This window comes from Kitasatospora sp. NPDC056731 (assembly GCF_040687675.1).
Taxonomy (GTDB): domain Bacteria; phylum Actinomycetota; class Actinomycetes; order Streptomycetales; family Streptomycetaceae; genus Kitasatospora.
The window spans coordinates 100,907-126,532 of record NZ_JBFBNR010000024.1; the positions used below are offsets into that span (position 1 = coordinate 100,907).

The 25,626-nt window shown below is 74.8% G+C and carries 22 protein-coding genes and 1 pseudogene; 10 read left to right on the forward strand and 13 right to left on the reverse strand.

Annotated features, from left to right (window positions below; translation table 11 throughout):
* Positions 1-150 precede the first annotated feature (150 nt).
* Both AB0R04_RS24230 and AB0R04_RS24235 read left to right on the forward strand, forming a co-directional pair.
* On the forward strand, positions 151-576 hold the full coding sequence (locus tag AB0R04_RS24230; RefSeq protein ID WP_363374536.1) for a cupin domain-containing protein: 426 nt from the start codon (positions 151-153) through the stop codon (positions 574-576).
* Positions 573-2,456 (forward strand): CocE/NonD family hydrolase, encoded by a 1,884-nt coding sequence (locus AB0R04_RS24235; protein WP_363374539.1) that lies wholly within the window; start codon positions 573-575, stop codon positions 2,454-2,456. Before AB0R04_RS24230 ends, AB0R04_RS24235 begins: the two co-directional genes overlap by 4 nt.
* 57 nt (positions 2,457-2,513) lie before the next feature.
* Here AB0R04_RS24235 and AB0R04_RS24240 read toward each other — a convergent pair whose 3' ends face one another.
* The 4 genes from AB0R04_RS24240 to AB0R04_RS24255 form a co-directional block, all read right to left on the reverse strand.
* On the reverse strand, positions 2,514-3,731 hold the full coding sequence (locus tag AB0R04_RS24240; protein WP_363374542.1) for a cytochrome P450: 1,218 nt from the start codon (positions 3,729-3,731) through the stop codon (positions 2,514-2,516).
* Between the two features lie 93 nt (positions 3,732-3,824).
* On the reverse strand, positions 3,825-5,192 hold the full coding sequence (locus AB0R04_RS24245; protein WP_363374544.1) for an FAD-dependent oxidoreductase: 1,368 nt from the start codon (positions 5,190-5,192) through the stop codon (positions 3,825-3,827).
* Complete coding sequence (locus tag AB0R04_RS24250) at positions 5,182-5,391, reverse strand: ferredoxin (protein WP_063350495.1); 210 nt, start codon at positions 5,389-5,391, stop codon at positions 5,182-5,184. Before AB0R04_RS24250 ends, AB0R04_RS24245 begins: the two co-directional genes overlap by 11 nt.
* A gap of 135 nt (positions 5,392-5,526) precedes the next feature.
* Positions 5,527-6,345, reverse strand: coding sequence for a hypothetical protein (locus AB0R04_RS24255; protein ID WP_363374547.1), 819 nt, complete (start codon positions 6,343-6,345; stop codon positions 5,527-5,529).
* 107 nt (positions 6,346-6,452) lie between these two features.
* On the opposite strand from AB0R04_RS24255, the gene AB0R04_RS24260 reads away from it, so the two are divergent.
* A complete protein-coding gene (locus AB0R04_RS24260; RefSeq protein ID WP_363374548.1) occupies positions 6,453-6,953 on the forward strand; it encodes an inorganic diphosphatase in 501 nt (166 codons plus the stop codon).
* Between the two features lie 51 nt (positions 6,954-7,004).
* Here the strand turns inward: AB0R04_RS24260 and AB0R04_RS24265 are convergent, their stop codons facing one another.
* Entirely contained in the window at positions 7,005-8,261 is a 1,257-nt protein-coding gene (locus AB0R04_RS24265) for a pyroglutamyl peptidase (protein ID WP_363374550.1), read from the reverse strand.
* A gap of 208 nt (positions 8,262-8,469) precedes the next feature.
* Between AB0R04_RS24265 and AB0R04_RS24270 the strand changes: the two are divergent.
* Positions 8,470-9,021, forward strand: a pseudogene (locus tag AB0R04_RS24270) (TerD family protein); the annotation flags it as partial.
* Positions 9,022-9,622: 601 nt separating this feature from the next.
* Here the strand turns inward: AB0R04_RS24270 and AB0R04_RS24275 are convergent.
* Entirely contained in the window at positions 9,623-10,303 is a 681-nt protein-coding gene (locus AB0R04_RS24275) for a TetR/AcrR family transcriptional regulator (RefSeq protein ID WP_363374553.1), read from the reverse strand.
* 135 nt (positions 10,304-10,438) lie between these two features.
* Here AB0R04_RS24275 and AB0R04_RS24280 point away from each other — a divergent pair, with 135 nt between their 5' ends.
* Both AB0R04_RS24280 and AB0R04_RS24285 read left to right on the forward strand, forming a co-directional pair.
* The gene (locus AB0R04_RS24280; protein WP_363374601.1) at positions 10,439-11,476 is read left to right on the forward strand and encodes an aldo/keto reductase; all 1,038 of its coding nucleotides are present in this window, start codon (positions 10,439-10,441) and stop codon (positions 11,474-11,476) included.
* Between the two features lie 50 nt (positions 11,477-11,526).
* Complete coding sequence (locus AB0R04_RS24285; protein WP_363374556.1) at positions 11,527-12,078, forward strand: GNAT family N-acetyltransferase; 552 nt, start codon at positions 11,527-11,529, stop codon at positions 12,076-12,078.
* Here AB0R04_RS24285 and AB0R04_RS24290 read toward each other — a convergent pair.
* Positions 12,075-14,141 carry an MDR family MFS transporter gene (locus AB0R04_RS24290; protein WP_363374558.1) on the reverse strand — a complete coding sequence of 689 codons (2,067 nt, stop codon included), beginning with the start codon at positions 14,139-14,141 and terminating at the stop codon, positions 12,075-12,077. The two genes, AB0R04_RS24285 and AB0R04_RS24290, sit on opposite strands and share 4 nt — an antisense overlap.
* 230 nt (positions 14,142-14,371) lie before the next feature.
* Between AB0R04_RS24290 and AB0R04_RS24295 the strand changes: the two genes are divergently transcribed.
* Positions 14,372-15,841 carry an MFS transporter gene (locus AB0R04_RS24295; protein WP_363374560.1) on the forward strand — a complete coding sequence of 490 codons (1,470 nt, stop codon included), beginning with the start codon at positions 14,372-14,374 and terminating at the stop codon, positions 15,839-15,841.
* A 32-nt stretch (positions 15,842-15,873) separates the two neighbouring features.
* Here the strand turns inward: AB0R04_RS24295 and AB0R04_RS24300 are convergent, their stop codons facing one another.
* Positions 15,874-16,713 (reverse strand): ABC transporter permease, encoded by an 840-nt coding sequence (locus AB0R04_RS24300; protein WP_363374562.1) that lies wholly within the window; start codon positions 16,711-16,713, stop codon positions 15,874-15,876.
* Positions 16,710-17,621 carry an ATP-binding cassette domain-containing protein gene (locus tag AB0R04_RS24305; protein WP_363374565.1) on the reverse strand — a complete coding sequence of 304 codons (912 nt, stop codon included), beginning with the start codon at positions 17,619-17,621 and terminating at the stop codon, positions 16,710-16,712. The genes AB0R04_RS24300 and AB0R04_RS24305 overlap by 4 nt, the downstream gene beginning before the upstream one ends.
* Before the next feature lie 132 nt (positions 17,622-17,753).
* On the opposite strand from AB0R04_RS24305, the gene AB0R04_RS24310 reads away from it, so the two are divergent.
* Both AB0R04_RS24310 and AB0R04_RS24315 read left to right on the forward strand, forming a co-directional pair.
* Complete coding sequence (locus AB0R04_RS24310) at positions 17,754-18,950, forward strand: sensor histidine kinase (protein ID WP_363374567.1); 1,197 nt, start codon at positions 17,754-17,756, stop codon at positions 18,948-18,950.
* Positions 18,947-19,666 carry a response regulator transcription factor gene (locus tag AB0R04_RS24315; protein WP_363374569.1) on the forward strand — a complete coding sequence of 240 codons (720 nt, stop codon included), beginning with the start codon at positions 18,947-18,949 and terminating at the stop codon, positions 19,664-19,666. The genes AB0R04_RS24310 and AB0R04_RS24315 overlap by 4 nt, the downstream gene beginning before the upstream one ends.
* Positions 19,667-19,677: 11 nt before the next feature.
* Here the strand turns inward: AB0R04_RS24315 and AB0R04_RS24320 are convergent, their stop codons facing one another.
* The 4 genes from AB0R04_RS24320 to AB0R04_RS24335 all read right to left on the reverse strand — a co-directional run bounded on the left by AB0R04_RS24320 (position 19,678) and on the right by AB0R04_RS24335 (position 22,885).
* On the reverse strand, positions 19,678-20,517 hold the full coding sequence (locus AB0R04_RS24320) for an SAM-dependent methyltransferase (RefSeq protein WP_363374572.1): 840 nt from the start codon (positions 20,515-20,517) through the stop codon (positions 19,678-19,680).
* 129 nt (positions 20,518-20,646) lie between these two features.
* A complete protein-coding gene (locus AB0R04_RS24325) occupies positions 20,647-21,408 on the reverse strand; it encodes a hypothetical protein (RefSeq protein WP_363374574.1) in 762 nt (253 codons plus the stop codon).
* A gap of 119 nt (positions 21,409-21,527) precedes the next feature.
* Positions 21,528-22,541, reverse strand: a complete 1,014-nt coding sequence (locus tag AB0R04_RS24330; protein WP_363374576.1) for a DUF1648 domain-containing protein — start codon at positions 22,539-22,541, stop codon at positions 21,528-21,530.
* The gene (locus tag AB0R04_RS24335; RefSeq protein ID WP_063350510.1) at positions 22,538-22,885 is read right to left on the reverse strand and encodes a GntR family transcriptional regulator; all 348 of its coding nucleotides are present in this window, start codon (positions 22,883-22,885) and stop codon (positions 22,538-22,540) included. The genes AB0R04_RS24330 and AB0R04_RS24335 overlap by 4 nt, the downstream gene beginning before the upstream one ends.
* A gap of 137 nt (positions 22,886-23,022) precedes the next feature.
* Between AB0R04_RS24335 and AB0R04_RS24340 the strand changes: the two genes are divergently transcribed.
* Positions 23,023-25,431 carry a DUF4118 domain-containing protein gene (locus tag AB0R04_RS24340; protein ID WP_363374580.1) on the forward strand — a complete coding sequence of 803 codons (2,409 nt, stop codon included), beginning with the start codon at positions 23,023-23,025 and terminating at the stop codon, positions 25,429-25,431.
* Positions 25,432-25,626 lie beyond the last annotated feature (195 nt).

A 25,626-nucleotide genomic window follows, 5' to 3' on the forward strand; every position in this document is an offset into this window, starting at 1 on the left:
GACCGGCCCGAGGCCGGTGCGAGAGCGGCGCGGGGCCGGCGCGGCGAACTACGGGACATCTCAGGGTGGCGGCCGGGCGCAGAGGCGTGTTCTCATCGGCGGTGGGGGACGAGACCAAGGTACTCCGTGACGCGAGAGAGGCCGGGTCGGATGAGCAGTCAGCCAGTGCAACAACCGTTCCAGACAACGGACGTCGATGACGTCGAGGTGGTGCGCGCACCGGACGGGGCCGCGGTGTTCCCGCTGCTGGTCCTGGACGGACAGGGGAGCCTCGCGGTGTTCGAGCTCGCCCCCGGACAGGTGTCGCACGCGGTGTCGCACGCCACCGTGCAGGAGCTGTGGCAGGTCGTCGAGGGCGCCGGGGAGCTGTGGCGCCGCCAGGGCGGGCGGGAGGAGACCGTCCGGCTCGTGCCCGGGACGGCGGCCTCGATCCCGCTCGGCACGGCGTTCCAGTTCCGGGCCGACGAGGACGCCGACCGGCCGCTGCGGATCGCCGCCGTCACCATGCCGCCCTGGCCCGGCACCGACACCGAGGCCAGGCCCGAGGAAGGCCCCTGGAAGGCGACCTCCCGGTGAGCCGGGCAGGGGGGATCCTGCGCCGCCCGCTGGCGGCGCTCGTCGCGGCCGCGGCCGTGCTCGGACTCTCGGTGGCGCCCGCCGCGGCCGCCCCGGCCGCCGAGCCGCACCTCCAGTCGCGCTACGTCACGATGCCCGACGGCGTCCGCCTCGCCGTCGACGTCTGGCTGCCCGAGGGCACCACGGCCGGCGCGAACCTGCCCACCGTCCTGGTCACCCAGCGCTACTGGCGGGCCCGGGTCTACCCCGGCGCACCCGGCAACGGCGGCCGCAGCAGCGACGCCGACGGCTGGAACGCCCACGGCTACGCCTACGTGGTCGCCGACCTGCGCGGCACCGGCGCCTCCTTCGGCACCCTGAGCTCCGAACTCGGCGCCGACGCCGTCGCCGACAGCGGCCCGCTCAGCGACTGGATCGCCGCCCAGCCCTGGTCCAACGGCCGGGTCGGCACCACCGGCGTCTCCTACGGCGGCGACACCGCGATGCTCGCCACCGCCCTCGGCAACCACCACATCACCGCCGCCGCCCCGATCTCCTACGACTTCGACCCGTACGAGGACCTGGTGCGCCCCGGCGGCCTCCTCATCGAGCCCCGGATCGCCCCGTACGCGCTGCTGCTGCGCATCCTCGACCAGGCCGGCGGCACTACCTGCGACACCGACGAGCAGACCCGGCAGGTCTGCGCGGCCACCGGTCTGACCGGCGCCGTGCCCCGGCCGGTCGACGGCCCGGACGGACCGGCCCTGCTCGCCGCCGCGCGCGCCGAGCACGCGGGCAACGCCAACCTGGTCGACATGGCCGAGGCCGGCGTCTACCGCGACTACCAGGACGGCCCGAAGAGCTGGACGGTCGGCAGCGTCGGCGAGAAGGCCGACGCCGTCGAGGACGGCGGCGTCCCCGTGCTCACCGACGCCGGCTGGCTCGACGCGGGCACCGCCAACGGCGTGCTCTCCCAGTTCACCGGCCTCTCCAACACCCAGGACGCCTGGATCGGCCCGTGGAGCCACGGCCAGGGCTACCTCGCCGACCCCTTCCAGCCCGCCCGTCACCTCACCGACCAGGAACGCGCCCAGATCGCCCAGCGGACGTTCGACTTCTTCGACCGCTACGTGCGGGCCGACGGCCGCCCCGACGGCACCCGGCAGCTGCACTACTACACCTTCAACGAGGGCGTCTGGCGCACCACCACCCGCTGGCCGCTGCCCGGCACCCGCCCGCAGCGGCTCTACCTCGGCGAGGACACCACGCTCAGCCGCCGGCGGCCCGAGCCGGACGACCGCCCCGGCACCGACCTGCTGCGCCTCGACCCCACCGCCGGCACCGGCCCGCTGGACCGCTGGAACACCAACCTCACCGGCAACCAGGTCAGTTACCCCGACCGGGCCGCCGTGGACGCCAAACTCCTCAGCTACACCACCCCGCCGCTGACCGGCGACACCCGGGTGACCGGCAACGGCCGCGTCACGCTCGACGTCACCGGCCTCGACGGCACCGCCCAGGGCGCCCTGCACGTCTACCTGGAGGACGTCGCCCCCGACGGCCGGGTCACCTACTTGACCGAGGGCCAACTCGCCCTCGCCGACCGGGCCGTGGCCGACCGGGACGACAACCCCGACTGGCGCCGGCTGCGCACGCCCCGCAGCTACGCGGCCACCGACGCGGCGCCCTTCCCGCAGGGCCGGGCCCGGCAGGTCACCATCGACCTGCAACCCGTCGCGGTGCTCTTCCGGGCCGGCGAGCGGATCCGGCTCACCGTCGCCGCCGCCAACCCGGACTCCTTCCAACTGCTCCCGGCCGACGGCCGGGCGAGCTACCGGATCGGGCACGGCGGAGCCGACCCGTCCTTCCTGGAGCTGCCGGTGGTGCGCAGCACCCCGTAGCGTCGCAGAACGCGCCCGGGCCCGGGAGGCCGACGCCGTCTCCCGGGCCCGGGCTGCTCAGTCCCTGACCCCGGAGAGCGCGAGCGGCAGGTGCCGGGGCCCGCGCAGGACGGGGCTGCGCCGGTACTCGGGCGGGTCCTGGAGCAGCCGGGGGCCGTCCAGGCGGTGGATGAGCGCGGTGAGCGCGAGCTGCGCCTCGACCCTGGCGAGCGGTGCGCCGAAGCAGCTGTGCACGCCGCTGCCGAAGCCGAGGTGCTGGTTGTCCGGGCGGGTCGGGTCGAAGCGGTCGGGCTCGTGGAACCGGAGAGGGTCCCGGTTGGCGGCGGCGAGCACCAGGATCAGCGGCGCGCCCTTGGCGATGGTGACCCCGGCGACCTCGATGTCGGTGAGCGCGGTGCGCTGCGGCAACAGCTGGACCGGGGGTTCGTAGCGCAGCAGCTCCTCCACCGCGCGCGGCATCAACTCCGGCTTGTCGCGCAGTAGTTCCAGGCTCTCGGGCTGGCGCAGCAGGGTGAGCGCGCCGTTGGTGATCAGGTTGACGGTCGTCTCGTGCCCGGCGATGAGCAGCAGGACCGCGGTGGCCATCAGTTCCGTCTGGGTGAAGCCGCCCGACGGGCCGGGGTCGTTGACGAAGGCGGAGAGCAGGTCGTCGGACGGCTTGCCCCGGCGGCTCTCGGCGAGCTCGCCGAGGTACAGCCCCATCTCCATCCGGGCCTGCGTGGCCGCCTGCTGGCGCTCGGACGGATCGCTGTCGGGAGTGGGGTCGAAGCCCGCGATCAGCGTCTCGGACCAGGCGTGGAACCGCGGCTCGTCCTCGCGCGGCACGCCGAGCAGCCGGCAGATGACGGTGACCGGCAGCGGGTAGGCGAAGTCCTCGACCAGGTCGATCCGGTCGCGGCCCCGGAGGCCGTCGACCAGTTCCCCGGTGATCCGCGCGATCTCGTCGTGCATGGCGTCGACCCGGTCGGGCGCGTGGGGCGGGCCGAAGGGCCGCATGGCGATGGTGCGCAGCCGTTCGTGCTCGGGGTCGTCCCGGCCGATGAAGGCGACCGGGACGCTGCCCTGCAGCTCGTCCGGGACGGTGCGGTTGCGGCGGTCCGAGCTGATCCTCGGGTCGTGCAGCAGCGCGGCGACCTCGTGGTAGGTGCCGACCAGGTAGCTGCCGTCGTCCTGGCGGGCCACGCCGTGGTCGCGGAGCTCGGCGTACAGGGGGTAGGGGTCGGCGCGGTTGGCGTAGTCGGTGATCCGGCGGAACAGGGTGTCGGCGGCGGCCATGCGCGGTGGCTCCTCGGGGGTGGCGGCGGTGGTGGTCCTCGACGGGCGGCGGGGCCCGGTGGGCGTGCGCCCGTCGAGCGGTGGCGGGTGGGCTCAGCCGCCCCAGCGCCGCAGGGTCAGCCGCCGGTCGGGCAGGTGGCCGGTGAGGGCGACGGTCGGGCCGTGCGAGAGCACCTTCGGGTCGGGCACGTCGGAGGGGACCGGGATGCGGGAGGCGGGCGGCTCCACGCCGTCCCAGTCGGGCGGGAACGGCGCGGCGGCCTCGATCAGTCGCTGGTAGTGCTCCAGCCACTTGGCCCGGTTCACGCTGACGGCGGCCGTGATCCGGCCTCGGTACCCGTAGACCGCGACGAGCCGGCGCTCCTCGACCGAGCCCTGGGCGAGGACCACGTGGTCGGAGAAGGTGGGCACGCCGACGGACTTGATGTTGAGCCCGAACTGGCTGGACCAGAAGGACGGCACGCTCAGGTGCGGCCGCCGTTGCGGCCCCGGGCTGACCATGTTGTGCGCCGCCACCTCGGCCTGCGCGACCGCGTTGCCCCAGTGTTCGAGGGAGAGCAGCTGGTACTCGAAGAGGGGGTGCGGGAAGCGGGCGACGTCGCCCGCGACGAAGACGTCGTCGGTGACGATCCCGTACATGTTGAAGGCGCGGCAGCCCGCGTCGCAGGCCACCCCGCGCGGACCGGCGGCGAGCCCCGAGTCGGCCAGCCATTCGGTGTTGCGGACGGCGCCCAGGGCGACCACGGCGACGTCCGCCTCGATCCGGGTGCCGTCGGAGAGCTCGGCGCCGGTGAGCCGGCCGGCGTGGCCGGTCAGCGCCGAGACGGTCACCCCGCAGCGCAGGTCGACGCCGTGGGCGAGCTGGACCTTGGCCGCGAGGGCGCCGAAGGCCCCGCCGAGGGCCCCGACCAGCGGGGCGGGGCCGCGCTCGGCGACGGTCACCGCCAGGCCGCGCTCCCGGCAGGCGGAGGCGATCTCGGAGCCGGTGAACCCGGCGCCGATCACCAGCACCCGCTTCGGGCCGGCGTCCAGCCGCTCGGCCAGGCCGGCCGCGTCCTCGGCGGTGCGCAGGGTGAACACCCCGTCGAGTGCGGCCTGCTCGGCCTTCGGCCAGGGCCTGGCCCGGGTGCCGGTGGCGATCAGCAGCCGGTCGTAGGGCAGCTGCTCGCCGTTCGCGAGCAGGACCTGCTTGCCGTCCCCGTCCACACCGGTGGCGCGGACGCCGAGCTTCCACCGCGCGCCCACGTCGCGGCGCCGGGGCAGCGCGGTTTCCTCGGCGCGCACCCGTCCGAGCAGCACCTGCTTGGACAGGGGCGGCCGGTCGTACGGGGGAAGGCGTTCCTCGCCGACCACGGTCAGCTCTCCGGTGAAGCCCTCGTCCCGTAGCGTCTCGGCGGCGCGCAGACCGGCCAGCGAGGCGCCGACGATGACGATCCGGCCGTTCTTGAGGTCATCGGACATCGGACCGGTCCTCCTCCTCGACCAGGATGGCCTGCACCGGGCAGGCCGCGACGGCCCGCCGGACGCGGTCACGCTGGTCCTCGGGGGCCTGCGGGGTGTAGAGCAGGGCCTCCTCCCCGTGCAGCTCGAACACTCGGGGAGCGAGGAACGCGCACTGCGCGTAGCCCTGGCAGCGGTTGAGGTCGACGACGATCTTCACGGTCTCTCCTCCCGGGCACGTCTGTGTCCGTCCTACCGCCGCCGGAGCGGCCGCGCGCCCGGTGCTGCTCCGTGGGAGCGGTCGCGGAGAGTGGCCGCCGAGGAACGCCGGGGGCCAGGAGAGCAGCCCGGAGCGCTAGTTCGGCGACTCCAGCCCGAGGGTCCAGCGGTGCGTGGTGTAGCCGCCCATCCGGGTCGGGTGGCGCTCCACGAGCGTCACGGCCAGGCCGTCGGCCGTGCGGCGCAGCGTGCCGGTGAACCGGTGCAGGTCGTCGCCGGACAGCGGGAGCAGCTCGGCGAGCACGGTGGCGTCGAGGTCGCGCCCGACGGCGCGCAGCACCCCCGCGTCCAGCACCAGGACGGTGCCGTCGGCCAGCACCACCGGCGCGGGGGCCTGCGGGTCGGCGAGCAGCGGGCCGCTCTCGATGCCCCCGCCGGGCAGCAGCCGCACCACCCGGCTCCCGGTCGGGCGGCGGCGGTCGGTCTCGACGACGCGCAGGCCGTCGCCGACCACGTAGTGGCCGTAGCTGCGCCAGGAGTCGACCAGGGTGGCGTCCCGGTCGTAGGCCCAGGTGTCGAAGGTGCCGTAGCCCTCCAGGCCGAGCACGAAGCGGCCGCCGCCCAGGGCCGTGCCGCGTTCGCCGCGCAGTTCGGCGACCAGGGCGCCGTCGTCGAGGTCCAGCAGCAGGGCCGGGCCGAGGTGGCCCCAGGCGGTGTACTCGAAGGAGTCGGTGGTGACCAGCGCCCGGCCGCCGGAGAGGTGGGCCGCGTTCGGGCGCCCCGCGCAGGGGCGGCGCCAGCGGACCAGGCCTTCGGCGTCGACACAGCTGATCTCGCCGTTCCGGCCGTACAGCGCCAGGTCGCCGCGGCGGGCCAGCGGCCCCTCCGGGCGCCCCTGGGGCCGCCCGCCGCTGCGCCGGTGGTGGTTCTGGACGGTGACACGCCAACTCCCCATGATCCGGATGCTAACGGACCCCGCCGGGCCGCGGAGGGCGTTTGCGGAGGGTGCCCGGACGGCCGGGACGGCGGACAATCTCCCCAGACGCAGAGGAGGAGGCCGCGGTGGAGTTCGAGGTGTTGATCGAGACCCCGCAGGGGTCGCGGAACAAGTACGTGATGGACTTCGCGGCGGGCCGGATCCGCCTCGACCGCACCCTGTTCACCGCCACCCGCTACCCCGTGGACTACGGCTACGTCGAGGGCACCCTCGGCGGCGACGCGGAGCCGCTGGACGCGCTGGTGCTCGGCGGCGAACCGGCCGTGCCGGGGTGCGTGATCACCTGCCGGGCGGTCGGCATGTGGGTGATGCGGGACGAACGCGGGCCGGACCAGAAGGTGCTGTGCGTCCCCGCCCACGATCCGCGCTACGGCGACCTGCGGGACATCGGCGACCTGCGCGAGTTCGACCTGCTGGAGATCACCCATTTCTTCCAGGTCTACAAGGACCTGGAGCGCGGCAAGTCGGTCGAGGGCTCGCACTGGGCGGACCGGGAGGCCGCGTACGCGCAGATCGCCGAGTCCCGGGCGCGCGCGGCGGGGACGCGCTTCGCCCGGCCGGTGTAGCCGGCCCGCCGCGCGCGCTCGGGACTCGGAACCGGGCGTGGCGCCGGGGGCTCAGAACCGGGCGTGGCGCAGGATCTCGTGGACCTGGTCGGCGATGGCGGCCTCGTTCTGCTCGAACTCCGGGGCGGTGAGGCGGTCCTGCTGGGCGGGCAGGCCGGTGAGGACGGGGGTGTGCAGGTGGCCGCCGGGGAGGTCGGGGGCGAGGTCGAGGCGCAGGCGGTTGGAGCGGTAGGCGACCTCGTTGGAGAGGTACCCGCCGCCGCCACCGGCGACCGCTCGGGAGCCGGGGGTGGGGCCGTCCGCGCGGTCGACGGGGTCGACGCCGCCCTCGGGGATCTCGGTGACGGTGGTGTTGAGGCGGACGGGGTAGGGCTGCTGGACGGCCGTCATGGCGTCGGTGGGCAGGGTGGTGCGGATGAACTCCGGGCCGTCGTCCAGGCCCGGGGCGGTGACCGGGTGCTGCCGGGTGCCGCCGGACAGGGTGCCGGTGTTGTCGGTGGCGGGATCGGCGGAGCGGGCCCGCCCGGCCCAGGCCTCCAGGGTGAACAGGCCCGGGTAGCCCTGGCTGATGCTGGTGATCAGGTCGGCGGCCTGCGGGCCGGGGGAGAGGTGCGGGCCGAAGGCGCGCTCGACGACGCCGTCGTCGAAGTCGCCGTAGCGGACCGGCAGCAGGACGGCCCGGACCTCGGCCGGGCTGCCGTCGGCGAGGGTGATCCGCCGCCCGTGCAGTTGCAGGACGGCGGCGCCGGAGGGGTTGGCGCGGCGCGGCTCGGTGTCGAGGCCGTACGGGTCGAAGCCGCTGACGAAGATCCGCCGGACGCCGGGGGCGGCGGTGAAGCCGTCGTCGAGGCCTCGGGAGGCGTCCTCGAAGCGGGCCCGCAGGTCGGCCGGGTCGACGTCGAACCCGGGTTGCCAGCGGGCCAGTTGGACGGTCATGGCGAGCCTGGTCCAGTACAGCGGGCGGTCGTCGCGGGCGGGGAGTTCGCCGCTGGGCCGCCGGCCCTGGGCCCGGTCCACCCCGGCCTGCCAGAGCGCCCGGCCCCAGGCGCCCGCCACCCGCTCCGCCTGCCGGGCGTTGCGGGCGGCGCACAGGGCGGCGGGGAAGCCCCGGAGCAGGTCGCGCAGGCCGGAGCGCTCGGTGAAGGCGGTCGTCCGCTGGTCCTGGAGCCGGGCCTGTTCGGTGTCCACCGGGGCGGTGGCGACGACCGGGCAGGCCGCCGGGCCGGCCTGGGCGGCGGCCGGGGTGAACAGGGCGGCGAGCGTGCCGCTGAGGGCGGCCAGGGTGGCGGCGCGACGAAGGCGTGTCATGTCACCTGACAATAGGTCGGGAGCCGACACCCCGCCAGGGCGCCCCGCCCGAGCGCCCCGGTCGGCAAGACCGCGCCGCGGGCCCGTGGCCTGCTGGAACGTCCCGTCCAGTGCTGACGGGAAGTCGGGAACCGGCGCGAGCTCTACAGCGTTGTCGTGGTCGAACAGTGGAAACAGCGGTCATTCGAACGGTGGCGGAGGAAGTGTCATGAGTGTGGCCCTGACGAAGGGCGGCAACGTCTCCCTGGGCAAGCAGGCCCCCGGGCTGCGGGTCGTACGGGTCGGCCTCGGCTGGACGGCCGGCGCCGGGTACGACCTGGACGCCAGCGCCCTGCTCTGCGACGCCTCCGGGAAGGTCGTCTCGGACCAGCACTTCGTCTTCTTCAACAACCTGCAGAGCCCGGACGGTTCGGTCCGCCACCAGGGCGGCGCCGGTGGCGGCGACGACCAGGAGCAGATCGACGTCCGGCTCGCGGACGTCCCGGCCGGGGTGGAGAAGATCGTCTTCGCGGTCGCGGTCTACGACGCGGCGCAGCGGCGCCAGAGCTTCGGCCAGGTCCGCGGCGCGTACATCCGGCTCACCGACCCGGACGGCGGCGCTGAGGCGGCCCGCTACGACGTGGCGGCCGAGGCGGGCAGCGAGACGGCGATGGTGTTCGGCGAGCTCTACCGGCACGGCGCGGACTGGAAGTTCCGGGCCGTCGGGCAGGGGTACGCGTCGGGGCTCGCGGGTATCGCCGCCGACTTCGGGGTGGACGTCCTGCAACCGGCGCCCGCCGCCCCCGTGCCCGCCGCGCCGGCTCCGGTCGTGCCCGCCGCGCCGGCCATGGCGCCCGCCGTACCCGCCGTGGCGCCCGCCGCCACGATGACCCAGCCTGGACCAGGGAGTTCCCCCGTGACGTGTTTCTTCGACCCCTCGCACGGCCTCGGCTCGACGGCGGTGCTGTGGTCGCCGCAGTGGGGCGTGCCGCGCCAGATCGAGACCTGCGCCGCCTGCGCCCAGCGGGTGCAGACCACCGTGCCGCCGTTCTACACCCCGCAGCAGGGCTACCCGCAGCCGGTTCAGCAGGGCTATCCGCAGCCGGTCCAGGGCCAGCCCGCTCAGGGCCAGCAGGGTCAGGGCGGACGCCGCTTCGGCACCGGCGCGCTGATCGGCGCGGGCGCGGCCGGCCTGGTCGGCGGCGCGCTGCTCAACGAGGCGTTCAGCGACGACACGCCCGAGGTGGTCGTGAACAACTACTACGAGGGCGACGACGACAGCTTCTTCTAGGCCGTTCCCCGGGGCGCCCCCTGGACCGTCCGCCCTCCCGTCGGCCGCGCAGTTCGTCGAACTGCGCGGCCGGCGGCGTTCTCGGACGTTCTCAGATGCCCTCCTGCCGGTGCGCCCCCGCCCGGGCGGACGCCTCGGCGGCGGCCGCGGCGCGGTCGGCGCCGGCCTCGTCGAGCGGCTCGGCGGTGGTGAGCATCCGGTAGTAGAGCGGCGCGGAGACGGCCCGGACCACCTCGAACGCGTCGGTGTCCGGCGGGAGTTCGCCGCGTTCGACGGCCTCGGTGACGCATGGCGCCCACTCCTCGACCCGGCGCAGGTAGAAGTGCCGCAGCGCCTCGGCGGCGCCCGGGTCGCAGGTGGCGGCCACGATCACCGCGCGGAACAGTGCCCCCTGCCGGGGGTCGGCCAGCGTGTGCTGGACCAGCCGGGCGTTGGCCCGCAGGTCCTCGGCGAGGGAGCCGCTGCGGGTGCGCGGCAGTGACTGCTCGGCCATGTCCGCGAGCAGGTCGGCGACCAGCGCGCTGGTGGTGCCCCAGCGCCGGTAGACGGTGGTCCGGCCGACCTCGGCCCGCTGGGCGACGTCGCCGAGGTCGAGCCCGCTGAAGCCGTGCTCGACCAGGGCGTCCTCGGCGGCCCGCAGGACGGCGGCGCGGACCCGGGCGGTGCGGCCGCCGGGGCGCCGCGTTCCGGGCGTGGGGTTCTCCGGGGCGTCCGGGGCGTCCGGGGTCTCTGGAACGTCCGGGGCGTCCGGCGCGGAGGGCTCGGCAGTCATTAACGGGATTCCTGTTCCATTAGGTCGATGCGCCCTGCTAGGGTCGAACCATCCTAACGGAATGGGAGTCCCGTTAAGGGCTCTGAGGGGAGAACTGTCATGGAAACCAGCACGGCAGCCAGCACGACAACCGCCATGGAATACCGCCGACTCGGCTCGTCCGGCCTCAAGGTCCCCGCGCTCAGCCTCGGCACCGGCACCTTCGGCGGCCGTGGACCGCTGTTCGGCGCCTGGGGCACCACCGACGTCCAGGAGGCCCGCCGCCTGCTCGACATCGCCATCGACGCCGGAGTCACCCTCTTCGACACCGCCGACGTCTACTCCGACGGCGCCTCCGAAGAGGTCCTCGGCCAGGCCATCCGCGGCCGCCGCGACCAGGTGCTCGTCTCCACCAAGGCCGGCCTGCCGACCGGCGACGGCCCGCAGGACGCCGGCACCTCCCGGGCCCGCCTCACCAGGGCCGTGGACGACGCGCTGCGCCGCCTCGGCACCGACTACCTCGACCTCTTCCAGCTGCACGCCTACGACGCCGGCACCCCGATCGAGGAGGTGCTGGCCACCCTCGACGACCTCGTCCGGGCCGGCAAGATCCGCTACACCGGCGTCTCCAACTTCTCCGGCTGGCAGCTGATGAAGTCCCTCGCCGTCGCCGAGCGCTACGGCCGCCCCCGCTACGCCGCCCACCAGGTCTACTACTCGTTGGTCGGCCGCGACTACGAGTGGGAGCTGATGCCGCTCGCCCAGGAGGAGGGCGTCGGCGCCCTGGTGTGGAGCCCGCTCGGCTGGGGCCGCCTCACCGGCCGGATCCGGCGCGGCCGGCCGCTCCCGGCCGACAGCCGGCTGCACGACACCGCCGACTACGGCCCGCCGGTCGAGGACGAACTGCTGTACCGGGTGGTCGACGCGCTCGACGGGATCGCCGCCGAGACCGGCCGCACCGTCCCGCAGATCGCCATCAACTGGCTGCTGCGCCGCCCGACCGTCTCCTCGGTCATCATCGGCGCCCGCAACGAGGAGCAGCTGCGGCAGAACCTCGGCGCGGTCGGCTGGTCGCTGACCGACGAGCAGGTCGCCCGGCTGGACGCGGCCAGCGCCCGAACCGTGCCGTACCCGTACTTCCCCTACCGCCGGCAGGAGGCCTTCGCCCGCCTCAACCCGCCGCTCGTGGGCTGAACCGGGTAATCCGCTTGCCGTGCCGCCCGGCCTGCGGCAAGGTCCGCACCATGTCCGAACTGCACGAACCCGAACCGCACGAGCCCGACCTGCACGAACCGGAACCGCACGAACCCGAACTGCGCCGGCTCGGCTCCGACGACTGGGCGCTCTGGCGCGAGCTGCGCCTGGCCGCGCTGACCGAGGCGCCGTACGCCTTCGGCTCCACCCTGGCGGACTGGCAGGGCGCCGGCGACCACGAGGCCCGCTGGCGCTCCCGCCTGGAGATCCCCGGCGCCCTCGACCTGGTCGCGGTGCTGGACGGCCGCCCGGTCGCGATGGCCAGTGGTGTCCCGGCCGACGAGGGCGGGGCGGCCGCCGAGCTGATCTCCCTGTGGGTCGGCCCGGCGGCGCGCGGCCGGGGCGTGGGGAACCGGCTGATCGGCGCGATCGCCCGCTGGGCCGCCGAGCAGGGGTTCACCACCCTCAAGCTGGCGGTGAACCCCGACAACGACGCGGCCATCGCCCTCTACCGCCGCAACGGCTTCGCCGAGACCGACGAGCCCGGCGACCTGATGGCCGACGGCGTGCGGCGCGAACTGATCCTGGACAGGAAGCCCTAGGTTCGTGCGGCGGCCTTCGAACGGGCGTGGGCCGGAAGGCCGTTGGCGAGGTCTTCGACCATCAGGCGCCAGGCGATGGCGGTCGCCGCGGTGCGCAGCTGGGGGCTGCGCGGGCGGCCGGCGTCGGCGTCCAGCCGGGCGTTGAGCCAGTCCGACCAGGCCTGGGCGAGGACGCGGACCTCCTGGGAGCCGGCGTCGGTGGGGGAGAGCCGGTCGCCGTCGCGGGTGAGGTAGCCCTCGGCGGCCATCCGGTCGAAGACCGGCTCCAGGACCTCGGGCGGGATCCGCTTGCGGGCGGCGATGAGGTCCAGGGAGGCCTGGCCGACGGCCTTGGTGTGGCCGGCGACCTCCATCAGCGCCCAGGCCCCGGCCAGGTCGACCCGGGTGTCGGCGTCGTCGACGATCGAGCGGACGGTGTCGAGGTCGACGCCGCGCACGAGCTTGCCGACGGCGTACTCCAGGTGCGGGTCGGAGTCGCTGGTGGTCGGCTGGGCGAAGCCCTCGCCCATGTCGGTGGAGCCGGCCCGGGCGGTGTCCCGCAGTTGCACCTGCTTGAGGAAGAGCGCGACCACGAACCCGACCAGGGCGACCGGCACCGTCCACAGGAACACGGTGTGCAGGGCGTCGGAGTAGGCCTGGATGATCGGGGCCGCCTGCGCGGCGGGCAGCCGGTGCAGGCCCTGCGGGCTCTCGGCGGCCCGGGTGAGCAGCGCCGGGTCCGCGCCGGTGAGGTGGGCCGAGGAGGCCACGCCCCGGGCGAGTTCGGTCTTGAGGCTGTTGGCGTAGATGGTGCCGAACACGGCGGTGCCGAAGGAGCTGCCGATGGTGCGGAAGAAGGTCACCCCGGAGGTGGCGGTGCCGAGGTCCGCGTAGTCGACGGTGTTCTGCACGGCGATGGTGAGCACCTGCATGCTCAGCCCGATGCCGACGCCGAGCACGAACATGTAGAGGGAGGCGAGCGCGGTGCCCGTGCCGGGTTCGAGCCGGGAGAGCAGGTAGAGGCCGACGGCCATCACCAGGGTGCCGACGATCGGGAACACCCGGTACCTGCCGGTCTTGCTGACGGCGTTGCCGCTGGCGATCGAGGCGAGCAGCAGCCCGATCACCATCGGCAGCGTCCGCACGCCGGAGACGGTCGCCGAGTCGCCGTCGACGTACTGCAGGAAGGTCGGCAGGAAGGTCAGCGCGCCGAGCATCGCGAAGCCGACGATGAAGCTGAGTACCGAGCAGACCGCGAACACCGGGTTCCGGAACAGCCGCATCGGCAGCATCGGTTCGACGGCCCTGCTCTCCACCCAGCAGAACAGCCCGAGGGCGGCGGCGCCGCCGGCGAACAGGGCGATGATCACCCTGGAGCCCCAGGCGTACTCGTTGCCGCCCCAACTGGTCGCCAGGATCAGGGCGCTTGCGCCGATCGCGACGAGTGCGATCCCCAGGTAGTCGATCACCGGGCGCACCGCCGAGCGCACCGAGGGGATGGTCCGGGCGGCCGCGATCACCACCAGGATCGCGATCGGCACGTTGACGTAGAACGCCCAGCGCCAGGACAGGTGGTCGGTGAACAGCCCGCCCAGCAGCGGCCCGATCACCGTCGCCACGCCGAACACCGCGCCGATCGCGCCCTGGTACTTGCCGCGCTCGCGCAGCGGGATGACGTCCGCGATCAGCGCCATGGCCGTCACCATCAGGCCGCCCGCGCCGATGCCCTGGAGCGCCCGCCAGGCGATCAGCAGCGTCATGTTGGTCGCCAGGCCGCAGAGGAACGAGCCGGTGATGAAGACGACCGCCGAGACCTGGAAGAGCAGCTTGCGCCCGTACAGGTCGCCGAACTTGCCGGCCAGCACGGTGGCCACCGTCTCGGCCAGCAGGTAGGCCGTCACCACCCACGACATGTGCGCGGCCCCGCCGAGGTCCGCGACGATGGTGGGCAGCGCGGTGCCGACGATGGTCTGGTCGAGCGCGGCCAGCAGCATGCCGAGCACGATGGTGCCGAAGACGACGTTGCGCTGCCGGACGTCCAGCACCGGCGGGGCGGTCGGCGGGGTTTCGGTGGCGGCGTTCATGTCCTCAGCCTCCGGGGCGCTGGGAGAGGCCGCGATCGGGTTCGGCCGTCCGGGTGAGCGGCGGCGCGGGCGGCGCAGCCCGGCTGGCGGCTCCGGGGCCGCGCCGTCCACGATGGCCGTTCGGAGGGGGGCCGCGCGCGGCGGGCGGGCAGCCGGACCGGGAAGACCGGTCGACGGCCGGCCGCCGGACGCGAAGCCAGACGACCGCCGGACGCCCGGAAGGTGCTCCCATGACGGCCCAACCCCCGTGCAGCCCCCCGGAACAGCGGCCCGGCGCCTCCGCCGCGGGCCGGCGGGCCGAGGCGCGGCGCTGGCGGGCGCTGACGGTCTGCCTGGTCGCGGGGTTCATGACGCTGCTGGACGTCAGCATCGTCAACGTCGCCCTGCCGACCGTGCGGGCCGGGCTGCACATGTCCGACAGCGGCCTGCAGTGGGTGCTCAGCGGCTACGCGCTCGCCTTCGGCCTGGTGCTGGTCCCGTCCGGGAGGCTCGGTGACGCCCGCAGCCGCCGGGCCGTCTTCCTCACCGGGCTCGCCCTGTTCACCGCGGCCAGCGCGCTGGCCGGGGCGGCGCAGAACCAGGAGTGGCTGGTGCTGGCCCGGCTGTTCCAGGGCGCGGCCGGCGGGGTGCTGGTGCCGCAGGTCTCCGGCTTCATCCAGGTCCTGTTCCAGGGTGCCGAACGCGGCCGGGCCTTCGGCGCGCTCGGCGCCACCATCGGTCTGTCCACCGCCGTCGGCCCGCTGCTGGGCGGCCTGCTGATCCACCTGTTCGGCCCGCAGAACGGCTGGCGCTGGGTGTTCCTGGTCAACCTGCCGATCGGCGTCGCCGCCCTGCCCATCGCCTACCGGCTGCTCCCGCCGCCCCCGCCGGCGGCCGAGCGGGCCGGGCACCGGGACTTCGATCCGGTCGGGGTGCTGCTGCTCGGCGCCGGGACGGTCGCGCTGCTGCTGCCGTTCGTCCAGGCGCAGCAGTGGCACGGCGCGACGCGCTGGCTGCTGCTGCCGCTGGCGGCGGTGCTGCTGGGGGCCTTCGTCGGCTGGGAGCGGTACTACGTGCGGCGCCGGGAGCCGCTGGTGAGCATGGCGCTGTTCGCGGTGCGCCCGTATGCGGCGGGGGTGGCGCTGTCGCTGGTGTACTTCGCCGGGTTCACCGCGATCTTCTTCATCTTCACGCTCTACCTTCAAGCGGGCCTGCACTACTCGGCGCTGACGGCGGGCCTGGCGATCACGCCGTTCGCGGTCGGCTCGGGTGTGTCCGCGGCGATCGGCGGACGGCTGGTGCACCGGCTCGGCCGCCGGCTGGTGGTGCTCGGCCTGGTGCTGGTGCTGGTGGGCCTGTTGGCCTCGGCCCTGGCGGTGCAGCTGTGGTCGGGGTCGGCGATCGGCTGGGCGACGGTCGTGCCGCTGCTGGTCGCCGGGGTGGGCAGCGGGCTGGTGATCGCCCCGAACCAGACCCTGACCCTCCAGCGGGTGCCGATCGCCCGGGCGGGCAGCGCCGGCGGTGTCCTGCAGACCGCCCAGCGGGTCGGCTCGGCGGTCGGCATCGCCATCGTCGGCTCGGTCTTCTTCGCCCACGCCCAGGGCCCGCGCCCGGACTGGGCGCTGGCCTTCCAACTGGGCGTGACGGTCGCGGCGGGCCTGGTCCTGGCGGCGCTGCTGGTGGCTCTGGCGGATGTGGAGGCAGGCCGCCGCGACGGGTGAGCAGCTTTCCGGCGCCGCCGCCGGACGGCGGGTCAGTGGTCGCGGCGCTGGACGGCGACCGTGGCGACCACCACCGAGGCGAGCGCCCAGAGCGCGAACGTGGCCCAGGAGCCGGCGACGGTGGCCGGGTGCGCCGAGGGCAGCGAGTGGGTCAGGTCGACCTGGGCCAGCCGGCGCCAGGCCTGGAGCGGCATGGCGTGCAGGAGGTCGGCCGACCAGCGGTAGCGCTCGTTGAAGAACGCCGGCAGGAAGAACAGCACCAGGACGGTGCCCACCACGGCTCCGGCGGTGTGCCGGATCAGCGCGCCGAGGGCGAATCCGGCGAGGGCGCAGACCGGGGCGAACAGGGCGGCGGCCGCGACGAAGCGCAGCGCGGTCGGGTCGGTGACGGACACGCCGATGTGCGTGTCGGCGAGGACCGCCTGGCAGGCGCCGAAGGAGACGCCCGCGGTGACGGCGCCGTAGCCGAGCATGGCCGCGGTCAGTACGCAGGCCTTGGCGGCGATCACGGCCCGGCGGTCCGGGACGGCCACCAGCGTGGTGCGGATCAGCCCGCTCGCGTACTCGCCGACCAGGACGAGCGCGCCGACGCTGCCCGCGACGATCATCACGACGTCGGCGGCGATCATGGTGAAGGAGTCGCCGAGCGCGACCTGCAGCATGGTCGCCGGATCGCCGTCGCCGACGGTGTAGTGGTCGTAGGTGTACCGGGCCGCCTTGAGGTTGGCGGCGATGATGAACAGGGCGCTCAGGCCCAGCACCCAGACGGTCGAACGCAGGGACCAGAACTTGATCCACTCGGCGGCGAGCAGGTCGCCGAAGCGGGCGCGTGGCCGGGGAAGGGGGCGGGGGGTGGTGGTCGCGGTGCTCATCGGGGCTCTCCGGCCAGGTAGTCGACGCTGTCGGCGGTCAGTTCCATGAACGCCTCCTCCAGGGAGGCGGTGCGGGTGGTCAGGGCGTTCAGCAACAGGCGCTGCTCCAGGGCGAGTTCGCCGATCTGGGTGGCGTCCAGGCCGGTCACGGCGAGCGCGCCGTCCGGGCCCGGGCGGACGGTGGCGCCCGCCGCGGTCAACACGGCCGCCAGCCGGTCGGGTTCGGCCGCCCGGACGGTGACGCCGGTGCGGCCGGCCCGGGCGGAGAACTCCGCCAGGCTCTCGTCGGCGATCAGCCGGCCCCGGCCGATCACCACCAGGCGGTCGGCGGTGTGCTCCATCTCGGCCATCAGGTGGCTGGAGACGAAGACCGTCCGCCCTTCGGCTGCGAGGCGGCGGAACAGGCCGCGCACCCACAGCACGCCCTCCGGGTCGAGGCCGTTGAGCGGCTCGTCGAAGAGGAGGACGGGCGGGTCGCCGAGCAGTGCGCCGGCGATGCCCAGACGCTGCTTCATCCCCAGCGAGTAACCGCGGATCCGGCGCCCGGCGGCCTTGGTGAGCCCGACCTCGTGCAGCACCTCCTCGACCCGCGCGGCCGGGATCGCGTTGGCGCGGGCCAGCGCCCGCAGCTGGGCCGCGCCGCTGCGCCCGCCGTGGACGTCGCCCGCGTCGAGCAGGGCGCCGACGTCGCGCAGGCCGCGCGGCCGAGACCGGAACGGGCGGCCGTCGATGGTGGCGGTGCCGCCGGTCGGGTCGTTGAGGCCGAGGATCAGCCGCAGGGTGGTGGACTTGCCCGCGCCGTTGGGGCCCAGGAAGCCGGTCACATGGCCGGGCCGGACGGTGAAGGTGAGGCGTTCGACGGCGGTGGTGCGGCCGTAGCGCTTGGTCAGCTCGGTGACTTCGATCATGGGCTCAACGGTGCCGGGCGGGGCCGGGCCGCCGCATCGGACCGGCGCTGACACCGCGCGCCCCGGCTGTCATCCCCGGTCGTACAACCACGGTCCGATGACGGCGACTCGGGCCGCCGATACGATCTTCGTATGCTTGCGACGCCCTCTCCGCCCCTGTTCCGGCGCGTTCCGCCCGAGGTCTGGGTCGGACTCGCCTGGTGCGTGGCCGCCGCGTACCCCGCCGTCCTGCTCGGCGGCAACGCCCGGTACCACGGCGGGGCCGCCGCCCACGGTGGCCTGTCCTTCACCCTGGCCACCACGGTGGTGGCCTTCGCCGGCGCCGCGCTGGTGCGCCGGCTCCCGGTGCTCGCGGTCGCCCTGCTGTTCGTCGCCGCCTTCACGGAGACCGACGGCTGGGCCGCCGACACCCAGGTCCCGCCGGCCTCCCTGCTGGCCGTGGACGTCGCGCTCTGCCTGATCACCGCCACCCGGCCGCGCCGCAGCTCGCGGGCCGCGTTCGCGCTGGTGATGAGCCTGCTCGTGCTGCACATCGGCCTGGTGCACGGCAACACCGTCGGCATCTTCACCGGCACCCACATCGGCTCCGCCGACGGCGCCGCGCTGCTCGCCCTGGTCGCCTGGCTGATCGGCCGCTCGATGCGGGAGAACCGCGAGCACGCCCGGGCGTTGAGCACCCGGGCGGCCACCGAGGCCGTCACCGCCGAACGGCTGCGGATCGCCCGCGAGATGCACGACACCGTCGCCCACACCATCGGCATCGTCGCCCTCCAGGCCGGCGCCGCCCGCCGGGTCATCGACACCCGCCCCGAACGGGCCAAGCAGGCGCTCGGCGAGATCGAGAACGCCGGCCGGGACACCCTGGCCGGGCTGCGCCGGATGCTCGTCGCGCTGCGCCAGGCCGACGGCGAGACGTCGGCGACCACCCCTCAAGGTCTGGCCGACCTCGACCGGCTGGCCGCCGCGACCACCGCCGCCGGCGTCCGGGTCGAGGTCCGGCGGCGGGGTGAACAGGGCCCACTGCCACCGGAGATCGACCTCTCGGCGTTCCGCGTCATCCAGGAGTCCGTCACCAACGTGGTGCGGCACGCGGACACCCGCTCCTGCGAGGTCCTGGTCGACCGCCGCACGGCGGGCGAGGTGGCGGTGGAGATCACCGACCGGGGCACGGGCCCCGGCACCGACCGGGGCCGGGGCACCGGCTTCGGCCTGGCCGGGCTGCGCGAGCGGGTCGGCCTGCTGGACGGCGAGTTCGAGGCCGGGCCGCGCCCCGAGGGCGGCTTCCGGGTCGCCGTCCGACTGCCGATCCCCGTGGAGGTGAATGCATGACCCGCGTCCTGCTGGTCGACGACCAGCCGCTGGTCCGGGCCGCGCTGGAGATGGTCATCACCGAGACCGCCGACGTCGAGGTGGTCGGCGAGGCCGGCACCGGTGCCGAGGCCGTCCGGCTGGCCGGTGAACTGCGGCCCGACGTCGTCGTGATGGACCTGCGGATGCCCGGCATGGACGGCATCGAGGCGACCCGCCTGATCACCGGCGGCGGTGGGCCGACCAGGGTGGTCGTGCTCACCACCTTCGACGACGACGACCACGTGTACGCGGCGCTGCGCGCCGGGGCGTCCGGCTTCCTGGTCAAGGACATGGCGCTGGACGACATCCTCGCCGCCGTCCGGGTGGTGGCCGCCGGGGACGCCCTGATCGCACCGAGCGTCACCCGCCGGCTGATCTCCTCCTTCGCGGACCAGCGGCCGGCCCCGGCGGCGGCTTCGGGCCCGGCCGCCGCGTCACCGGCCGCTGCACCGGCGCCGGCCCCCGCGCCGACAGCGGCCGCCCGGCGGCTGGGCGCGATCACCGACCGGGAGCGGGAGATCCTCACCCTGGTCGGCCGGGGCCTGTCCAACACCGAGATCGCCGCCGAACTGGTCCTCAGCATCGCCACGGTGAAGACCTACATGACCCGGCTGCTGGCCAAGCTCGACGCCCGCGACCGGGTCCACCTCGTCATCCTGGCCTACGAGGCGGGCCTGGTCGCCGTCCCCGGCTGACGTCGGCAGGCTCAGCGCTTGATCGCCACGCCCGCGTACATCGCGATGTCCTGGTCGCGGGTCGGCGCGGCCCCGGTGTCCGGGCGCCAGTGGTGGACCAGGGTGACGCCGGGGTCGAGGAGGTCGTAGCCGTCGAAGAAGGCCGCGGTCTCCTTCTGGTCGCGGATCTGCAGCGGGATGCCGCGCGCGTTGTACTCCCGGCCGACGCCGCCCACGCCCACCGGGTCGGTGTCCCCGGTGAACACGGTCAGGGCGAGGAAGCTGCCGGGCGCCAGGGCGTCCATGAAGCGGCGCACGATGCCCTGCGGGTCGTCCTCGTCGAGCACGAAGTGGACGATGGCGATCAGCGACAGCGCCACCGGCTGGGAGAAGTCGAGGACCTCGCGCAGCCGGGGGTTCTGGATGATCGACTCCGGGTCGCGGAAGTCGGCGTCCACGTAACAGGTGCGGCCCTGCGACGTGCTGGACATCAGGGCCCGCGCGTGGGTGAGCACGATCGGGTCGTTGTCGACGTAGGCGACCCGCGCGTCCGGGGCGATCGACTGGGCGATCTCGTGGACGTTGGGCGAGGTGGGGATGCCGGTGCCGATGTCCAGGAACTGCCGGACGCCGTACTCCTCGGTGAGGTGGCGGACGGCGCGCTGCATGAAGTCGCGGGTGGTGCGCATGGAGATCGGCAGCGACGGCCAGGCCTGCACCGAGGCGTGCGCGGCGACGCGGTCCGCCTCGAAGTTGGTCTTGCCGCCGATGAGGTAGTCGTAGACCCGCGCCGAGTGCGGTACGTCCATCCGCAGATCCACCGACGGGTACTCCTCCTGCGGACCGCGCCCTGCCCGGACCTCGTTCGACATGCTCGTCCTCCCGTTGCTGGGGTTCCGTCACCGGCCGCCCTGGTGGCGGGCCTTGGTGCGCATGGTAACGGTGTTCCGGGACGACAAGATGACCATCTCTTGGGGTTAAGGCCCCCTTAAGAGCGCATCCTAGGGCTGGGCCGCCGGGCTGCCGGTGGCGGGGGAGCCGCTCTGCCCCGGGAGGAGCGGGTGGTGCCCGTACGATCGACCGGCGGCGGCCAGTTCGAGCGCGGCGCCGGTCCAGGCGGCACCGAACGCCCAGGTCGAGAACCACTCGCACAGGTACAGCGGGCGGACGGCCCAGTCCGTGCCGACGCCGGCCACCCCGGCGACGACGGCGAGCAGCAGGAGCACCAGGATCAGCACCCCGGCCGCCAGGTAGGCCCGGCTGACCCAGGACGGCTGGGCGGAGCGCGGGTTGCGGAAGGAGTAGACGCAGAACATCGCCAGTACGAAGAGCAGCAGTCCGGCGAAGGCGTAGTGCAGCAGGCCGACCGCGCTCTGGAACGAGGTCGCGCCCTGCGGCGCGGTCGGGCACAGGGCGACCCCGAGCGCGAACACGCCGGCGGCGGTGCTCCAGCGGTCGTCCCGGCGGTCGAAGCGGTAGCAGATCAGGAACACCCCGAGCGCGCACAGGCCGCCCACGAAGAGGTTCCGGGTGCTGGTGTAGTACGAGCCGCTCATCGAGGCCGGCCAGAATCCCGCCGTGCTCTGGCCCCTGAGCTCGGCGAACAGCCAGTTCCCCAGGGGTAGTGCGAGCGGCAGCAGGATGCCGATCAGCCCGACACCGAGTCGTAGGAAGGTGATGGTCCGTTCGTCCTGGTTGGTGCCTCCCCGGGCGACGACCGCGTCGCGCTCCGGGTCTCCCGCCGTCCGCCGTTCGTGGGTCACGGACGCCTCCTTGCCCTCTGCACTATGAGCAGCTGTCAGCTGGTGTACCCACGGTGCGGCCCCTGTCCACACCACCTGAACGGGCGGTTTGAAGACGGACCCCAGCGGCGTGACGGGGGTCAGCCGGTGGGACTGGCGGACCTGGCGATGAGGGAGTTGAGCAGGGCCGCGCCGCGCTCGGCGTCGTCGACGCTCACGGCGAACTCGCGCCCGCGCCGGGTGCGGACCACCAGGCAGACGCCGCGGCGCAGCATCACGGTGGTGCCGAGGCCGTTGACGCGGTAGCCCCAGCCGCCGGCCTGGGCGGGGGTGCGCAGCTCGGCGCGGGCCGAGTCGAGGTCGGCGGGGGACCAGCGCCGGCTGGGCCAGCCGAACGGGCCGAAGCCGACGGACAGGCCGTCGGCGGTCACCCGGGTCGTGACCGAGGAGCAGCCGAGCGTGATGACGGAGGTGGAGGCGAACGGCACGATCAGCGACCAGTTGAGCGCGATCAGCCCGCTGGCCGGCGCCAGCACGGCGCCCAGGGCGCCCAGGGCGAGGACGGCCGAGGCCAGTTGCAGCCACGCGTTGGCGGCTCGGGAGAGCCAGACCAGGTGCTCGCCCGGCGCGGCCGTCAGTGTCGGCGCCCCGGCCGTCGGGCGCGCCCCGGCGGGGTGGTCGACGCGGGGGCGGACGGCCAGCCAGGTCAGCAGGCTGGCCAGGCCCGCCGCCACGACCAGGACGACCACCTCGAAGCCCATCGGCGCGGCCTCCTGCCAGCGCGCGCGGTCCAGGTTGGCGTGCACGATGGAGGTCTGCGCCCCCGTCAGGAGCACTCCGCCGGCCGCCAGCGCCGGCCCGATGGCACCGCGCGCCGTCCCGGCCCGGAACCGGAGGGTGGCCGCGGCGGCCAGCACCAGCACCAGCCAGACCGCCGCCGGGAACAGCGCGGCCGCCGTCAGTGACATGGAGCCGTCCGGGTCCTGCCCGCCCCAGTGGGTGGCGAGCGGGTCCGGCAGCCGGTGGCGCGCGGCCCACGGCAGCGCGATCAGCAGGGCCAGGACGCCCGCCGACCAGGCCACCGCGCCCCAGAACGCGCCGCGCCCCGCCCCGTGCTCCCGGCGCTCCTTCGCTATGAGCTTCCCGTCCGTCACGACATCCCCCTGATCATGTCCACGAGATCGTTCCTGCTGTAGCCGGCCCGGGCCGCATCGGCGACCAACTGCCGTACCCGCTCGGCCAGTTCGGAGCGCGTGTCGGCGTCCTCGGCGACCGTGACGCCACGGCCCCGGCGGAACTCCAGCACGCCCTCGTCGCGCAGCGTGCGCAGCCCGCGCAGGACGGTGTTGGTGTTCACCCCCAGCGCCCGGGAGAGCTCCCGGGCCGGCGGCAGCCTGTCCCCGGGGGCGCACTCGCCCTCGGCGACGGCCCGCCTGATCGCGCCCGCCACCTGCTCGTGCAGGGGGCGGGCGTCGCCGGTGTCCAGCTTCAGCAACATGGTGCTAATGACGATAGCACCATCCAGATCTCTCGTCGGCTGCCTCGCGCGCCCCGCCACTCCGGTGGAGCGCCCGCCCCCTCGCGCACCCCAGCGCCCCGGCGGAGCATGGACACCGAGGAGGTGGCGGCACGGCGGTGAGCGGACGACTGCGGGTGTTCCTGGGGGCTGCGCCGGGGGTCGGCAAGACGTACGCCATGCTCGCCGAGGGCCGCCGGCTGCGCGACGACGAAGACCTCGACGTCGTCGTCGGACTGGTCGAGACCTACGGCCGCCGGGGTACCGAGCACCAGCTCGGGGACCTGCCCGTACTGCCCCGCCGCACCGTCGGCCACCGCGGCACCACCCTCACCGAACTCGACGTCGACGCCCTGCTCGCCCGCCGCCCGCAGCTCGCGCTCGTCGACGAACTCGCCCACACCAACGCCCCCGGCGGCCGCCACCCCAAACGCTGGCAGGACGTCCGGGAACTCCTCGACGCCGGCGTCGACGTGGCCACCACCGTCAACATCCAGCACCTGGAGAGCCTCAACGACGTCGTCGAACAGATCACCGGCGTCGCCCAGCGCGAGCGGATCCCCGACGAGGTGGTCCGCGCCGCCGACCGGATCGAACTCGTCGACCTCAGCCCGCAGGCCCTGCGCACCCGGATGGCCCAGGGCGCGATCTACCCGCCCGACCGGATCGACGTCGCCCTCGACCACTACTTCCGGGCCGGCAACCTCGGCGCCCTGCGCGAACTCGCCCTGCTCTGGCTGGCCGACCGGGTCGAGGAGGAACTCGCCGACTACCGCGCCCGGCACGGCATCCGGGCGCCCTGGGAGACCAAGGAACGCATCGTCGTCGCCCTCAACGGGGCCCCGCAGGGCGAGCACCTGATCCGCCGCGGCGCCCGCACCGCCACCCGGGTGCACGGCGACCTGATCGGCGTGCACGTCCGGCCCGACGACGGCGCCACCGTCCACGAGCCGCCCGCCCTCGCCGGACAGCGCGCCCTGCTGCACGAACTCCACGGCGGCTACATCGAGGTCGACGGCAACGACGCCGCCCGCGCCCTGGTGGACTTCGCCCACGCCGAGAGCGCCACCCAGATCCTGCTCGGCCCGACCAGCCGCAGCCGCCTGCGCGAACTGGTCTCCGGCTCGGTGATCAACCGTGTCATCCGGCTGGCCGGCCCGATCGACGTCCGGGTCGTCCCCCCGCCCCAACCCGGCCTGCTGGCCGTCCCGCCCGCACCCCGGCGCCGCCGCCCGGCCGCCGTCCCGCCGCGCCGCCGGCGCCTGGCCTGGCTGGCCGGCCCGGCCGCAACGGCCGCCCTGGCCTGGGCGCTCTCCCCGCTGCGCGACTCGCTCGCTCTCCCCGGCGCCCTGCTCTGCCTGCTGCTGGCCGTCGCCGCCACCGCCCGGCTCGGCGGCCTGCTGCCCGCCGCCGCCAGCACCGCCGCCGGGGCGCTCGCCGCCGACTACTTCTTCACCGCGCCCTGGCACAGCCTCGCCGTCACCCGCGGCGCCGACCTCGCCGCACTGCTGCTCTTCCTCGCCGTCGCCGGGATCATCGCCCACCTCATCGACGGCCTCACCCGCCGCTCCCAGCAGGCCGACCGGGCCCGCGCCGAAGCGGCGGTGCTGGCCCGGCTGGCCGGCGCGGCGGTCGAATCCGGCGCCCGCGCAGTGCCCGACCTGGTCGCCGACCTGCGCCAGGTGTTCGGCCTGGAGGGCGCCGTCATCCTGGTCCGCACCGGCCGGCTCTGGCGCCCCGCCGCCGCCTCCGGCACCGCCCTCCCGCAGCGCCCCGAAGAGGCCTCACTCGCCGTCGACCTCGGCCCGGACGCCGTCCTGGCCCTGCGCGGACCGGCGCTCACCGAGCAGGACACCCGACTACTCGGCCCCTACGTCACCCAGCTGCGACTGGCCCGGGAACGCGAACGGCTGGCCGCCCAGGCCGCCGCCGCCGAGACCCTCGCCCACACCGACGCCCTGCACACCGCATTGCTGGAGGCCGTCGGACAGGACCTGCGCGCCCCGCTCGCCGCGCTGCGCCGCGAGGCCGCCGACCTGCCGGGGCCGCCGGGGCGGCGGATCGTTGCCGAGGTACGGCGGATGGAACGCCTGGTCGCCGACCTGCTGGACCTCGACCGGCTGCGGGCCGGCGAGCAACCGGTGCTGCTGCGCCCCACGGCGCTGGCCCCGGTGCTCGCCGCCGCGCTGGCCGCCCTGCCCGCCCTGCCCGCCGAGCAGGGCGGCGAGCAGCGCGACGTGCGCCTCGCGCTCCCGGACGGCCTGCCGCCCGTGCTCGCCGACGCCGGGCTGCTGGAACGCGCCCTCGCGGTCGTCCTGGCGGGGGCCGGCAGGCCCGCCCTGGTGGACGCGGGCGCGGTGGCCGGGCGGATCCACCTCCGGGTGCGGGCCCCCGGCCCGGCCGCCGACGGCACCGGCCTCACCGTGGCGCGGGGCTTCGTCGAGGCGATGAACGGCGAGCTCACCGTCGAACCGGCCCCCACCGGCGGCACCGCCTACACCCTCGACCTCGCCCGCGCCCCGGCCTGACGCCACGGCTGATCGCCCGCGATCCGGCATCCGGGCCGCCGCGCCGCCGCGCCGCCGCGTGGCTTCCGCCTCCCGCCTTCCGCCTCCCGCCTTCCGCCTTCCGCCTTCCGCCTTCCGCCTTCCGCCTTCCGCCTTCCGCCTTCCGCCTTCCGCCTTCCGCCTTCCGCCTTCCGCCTTCCGCCTTCCGCCGTACGC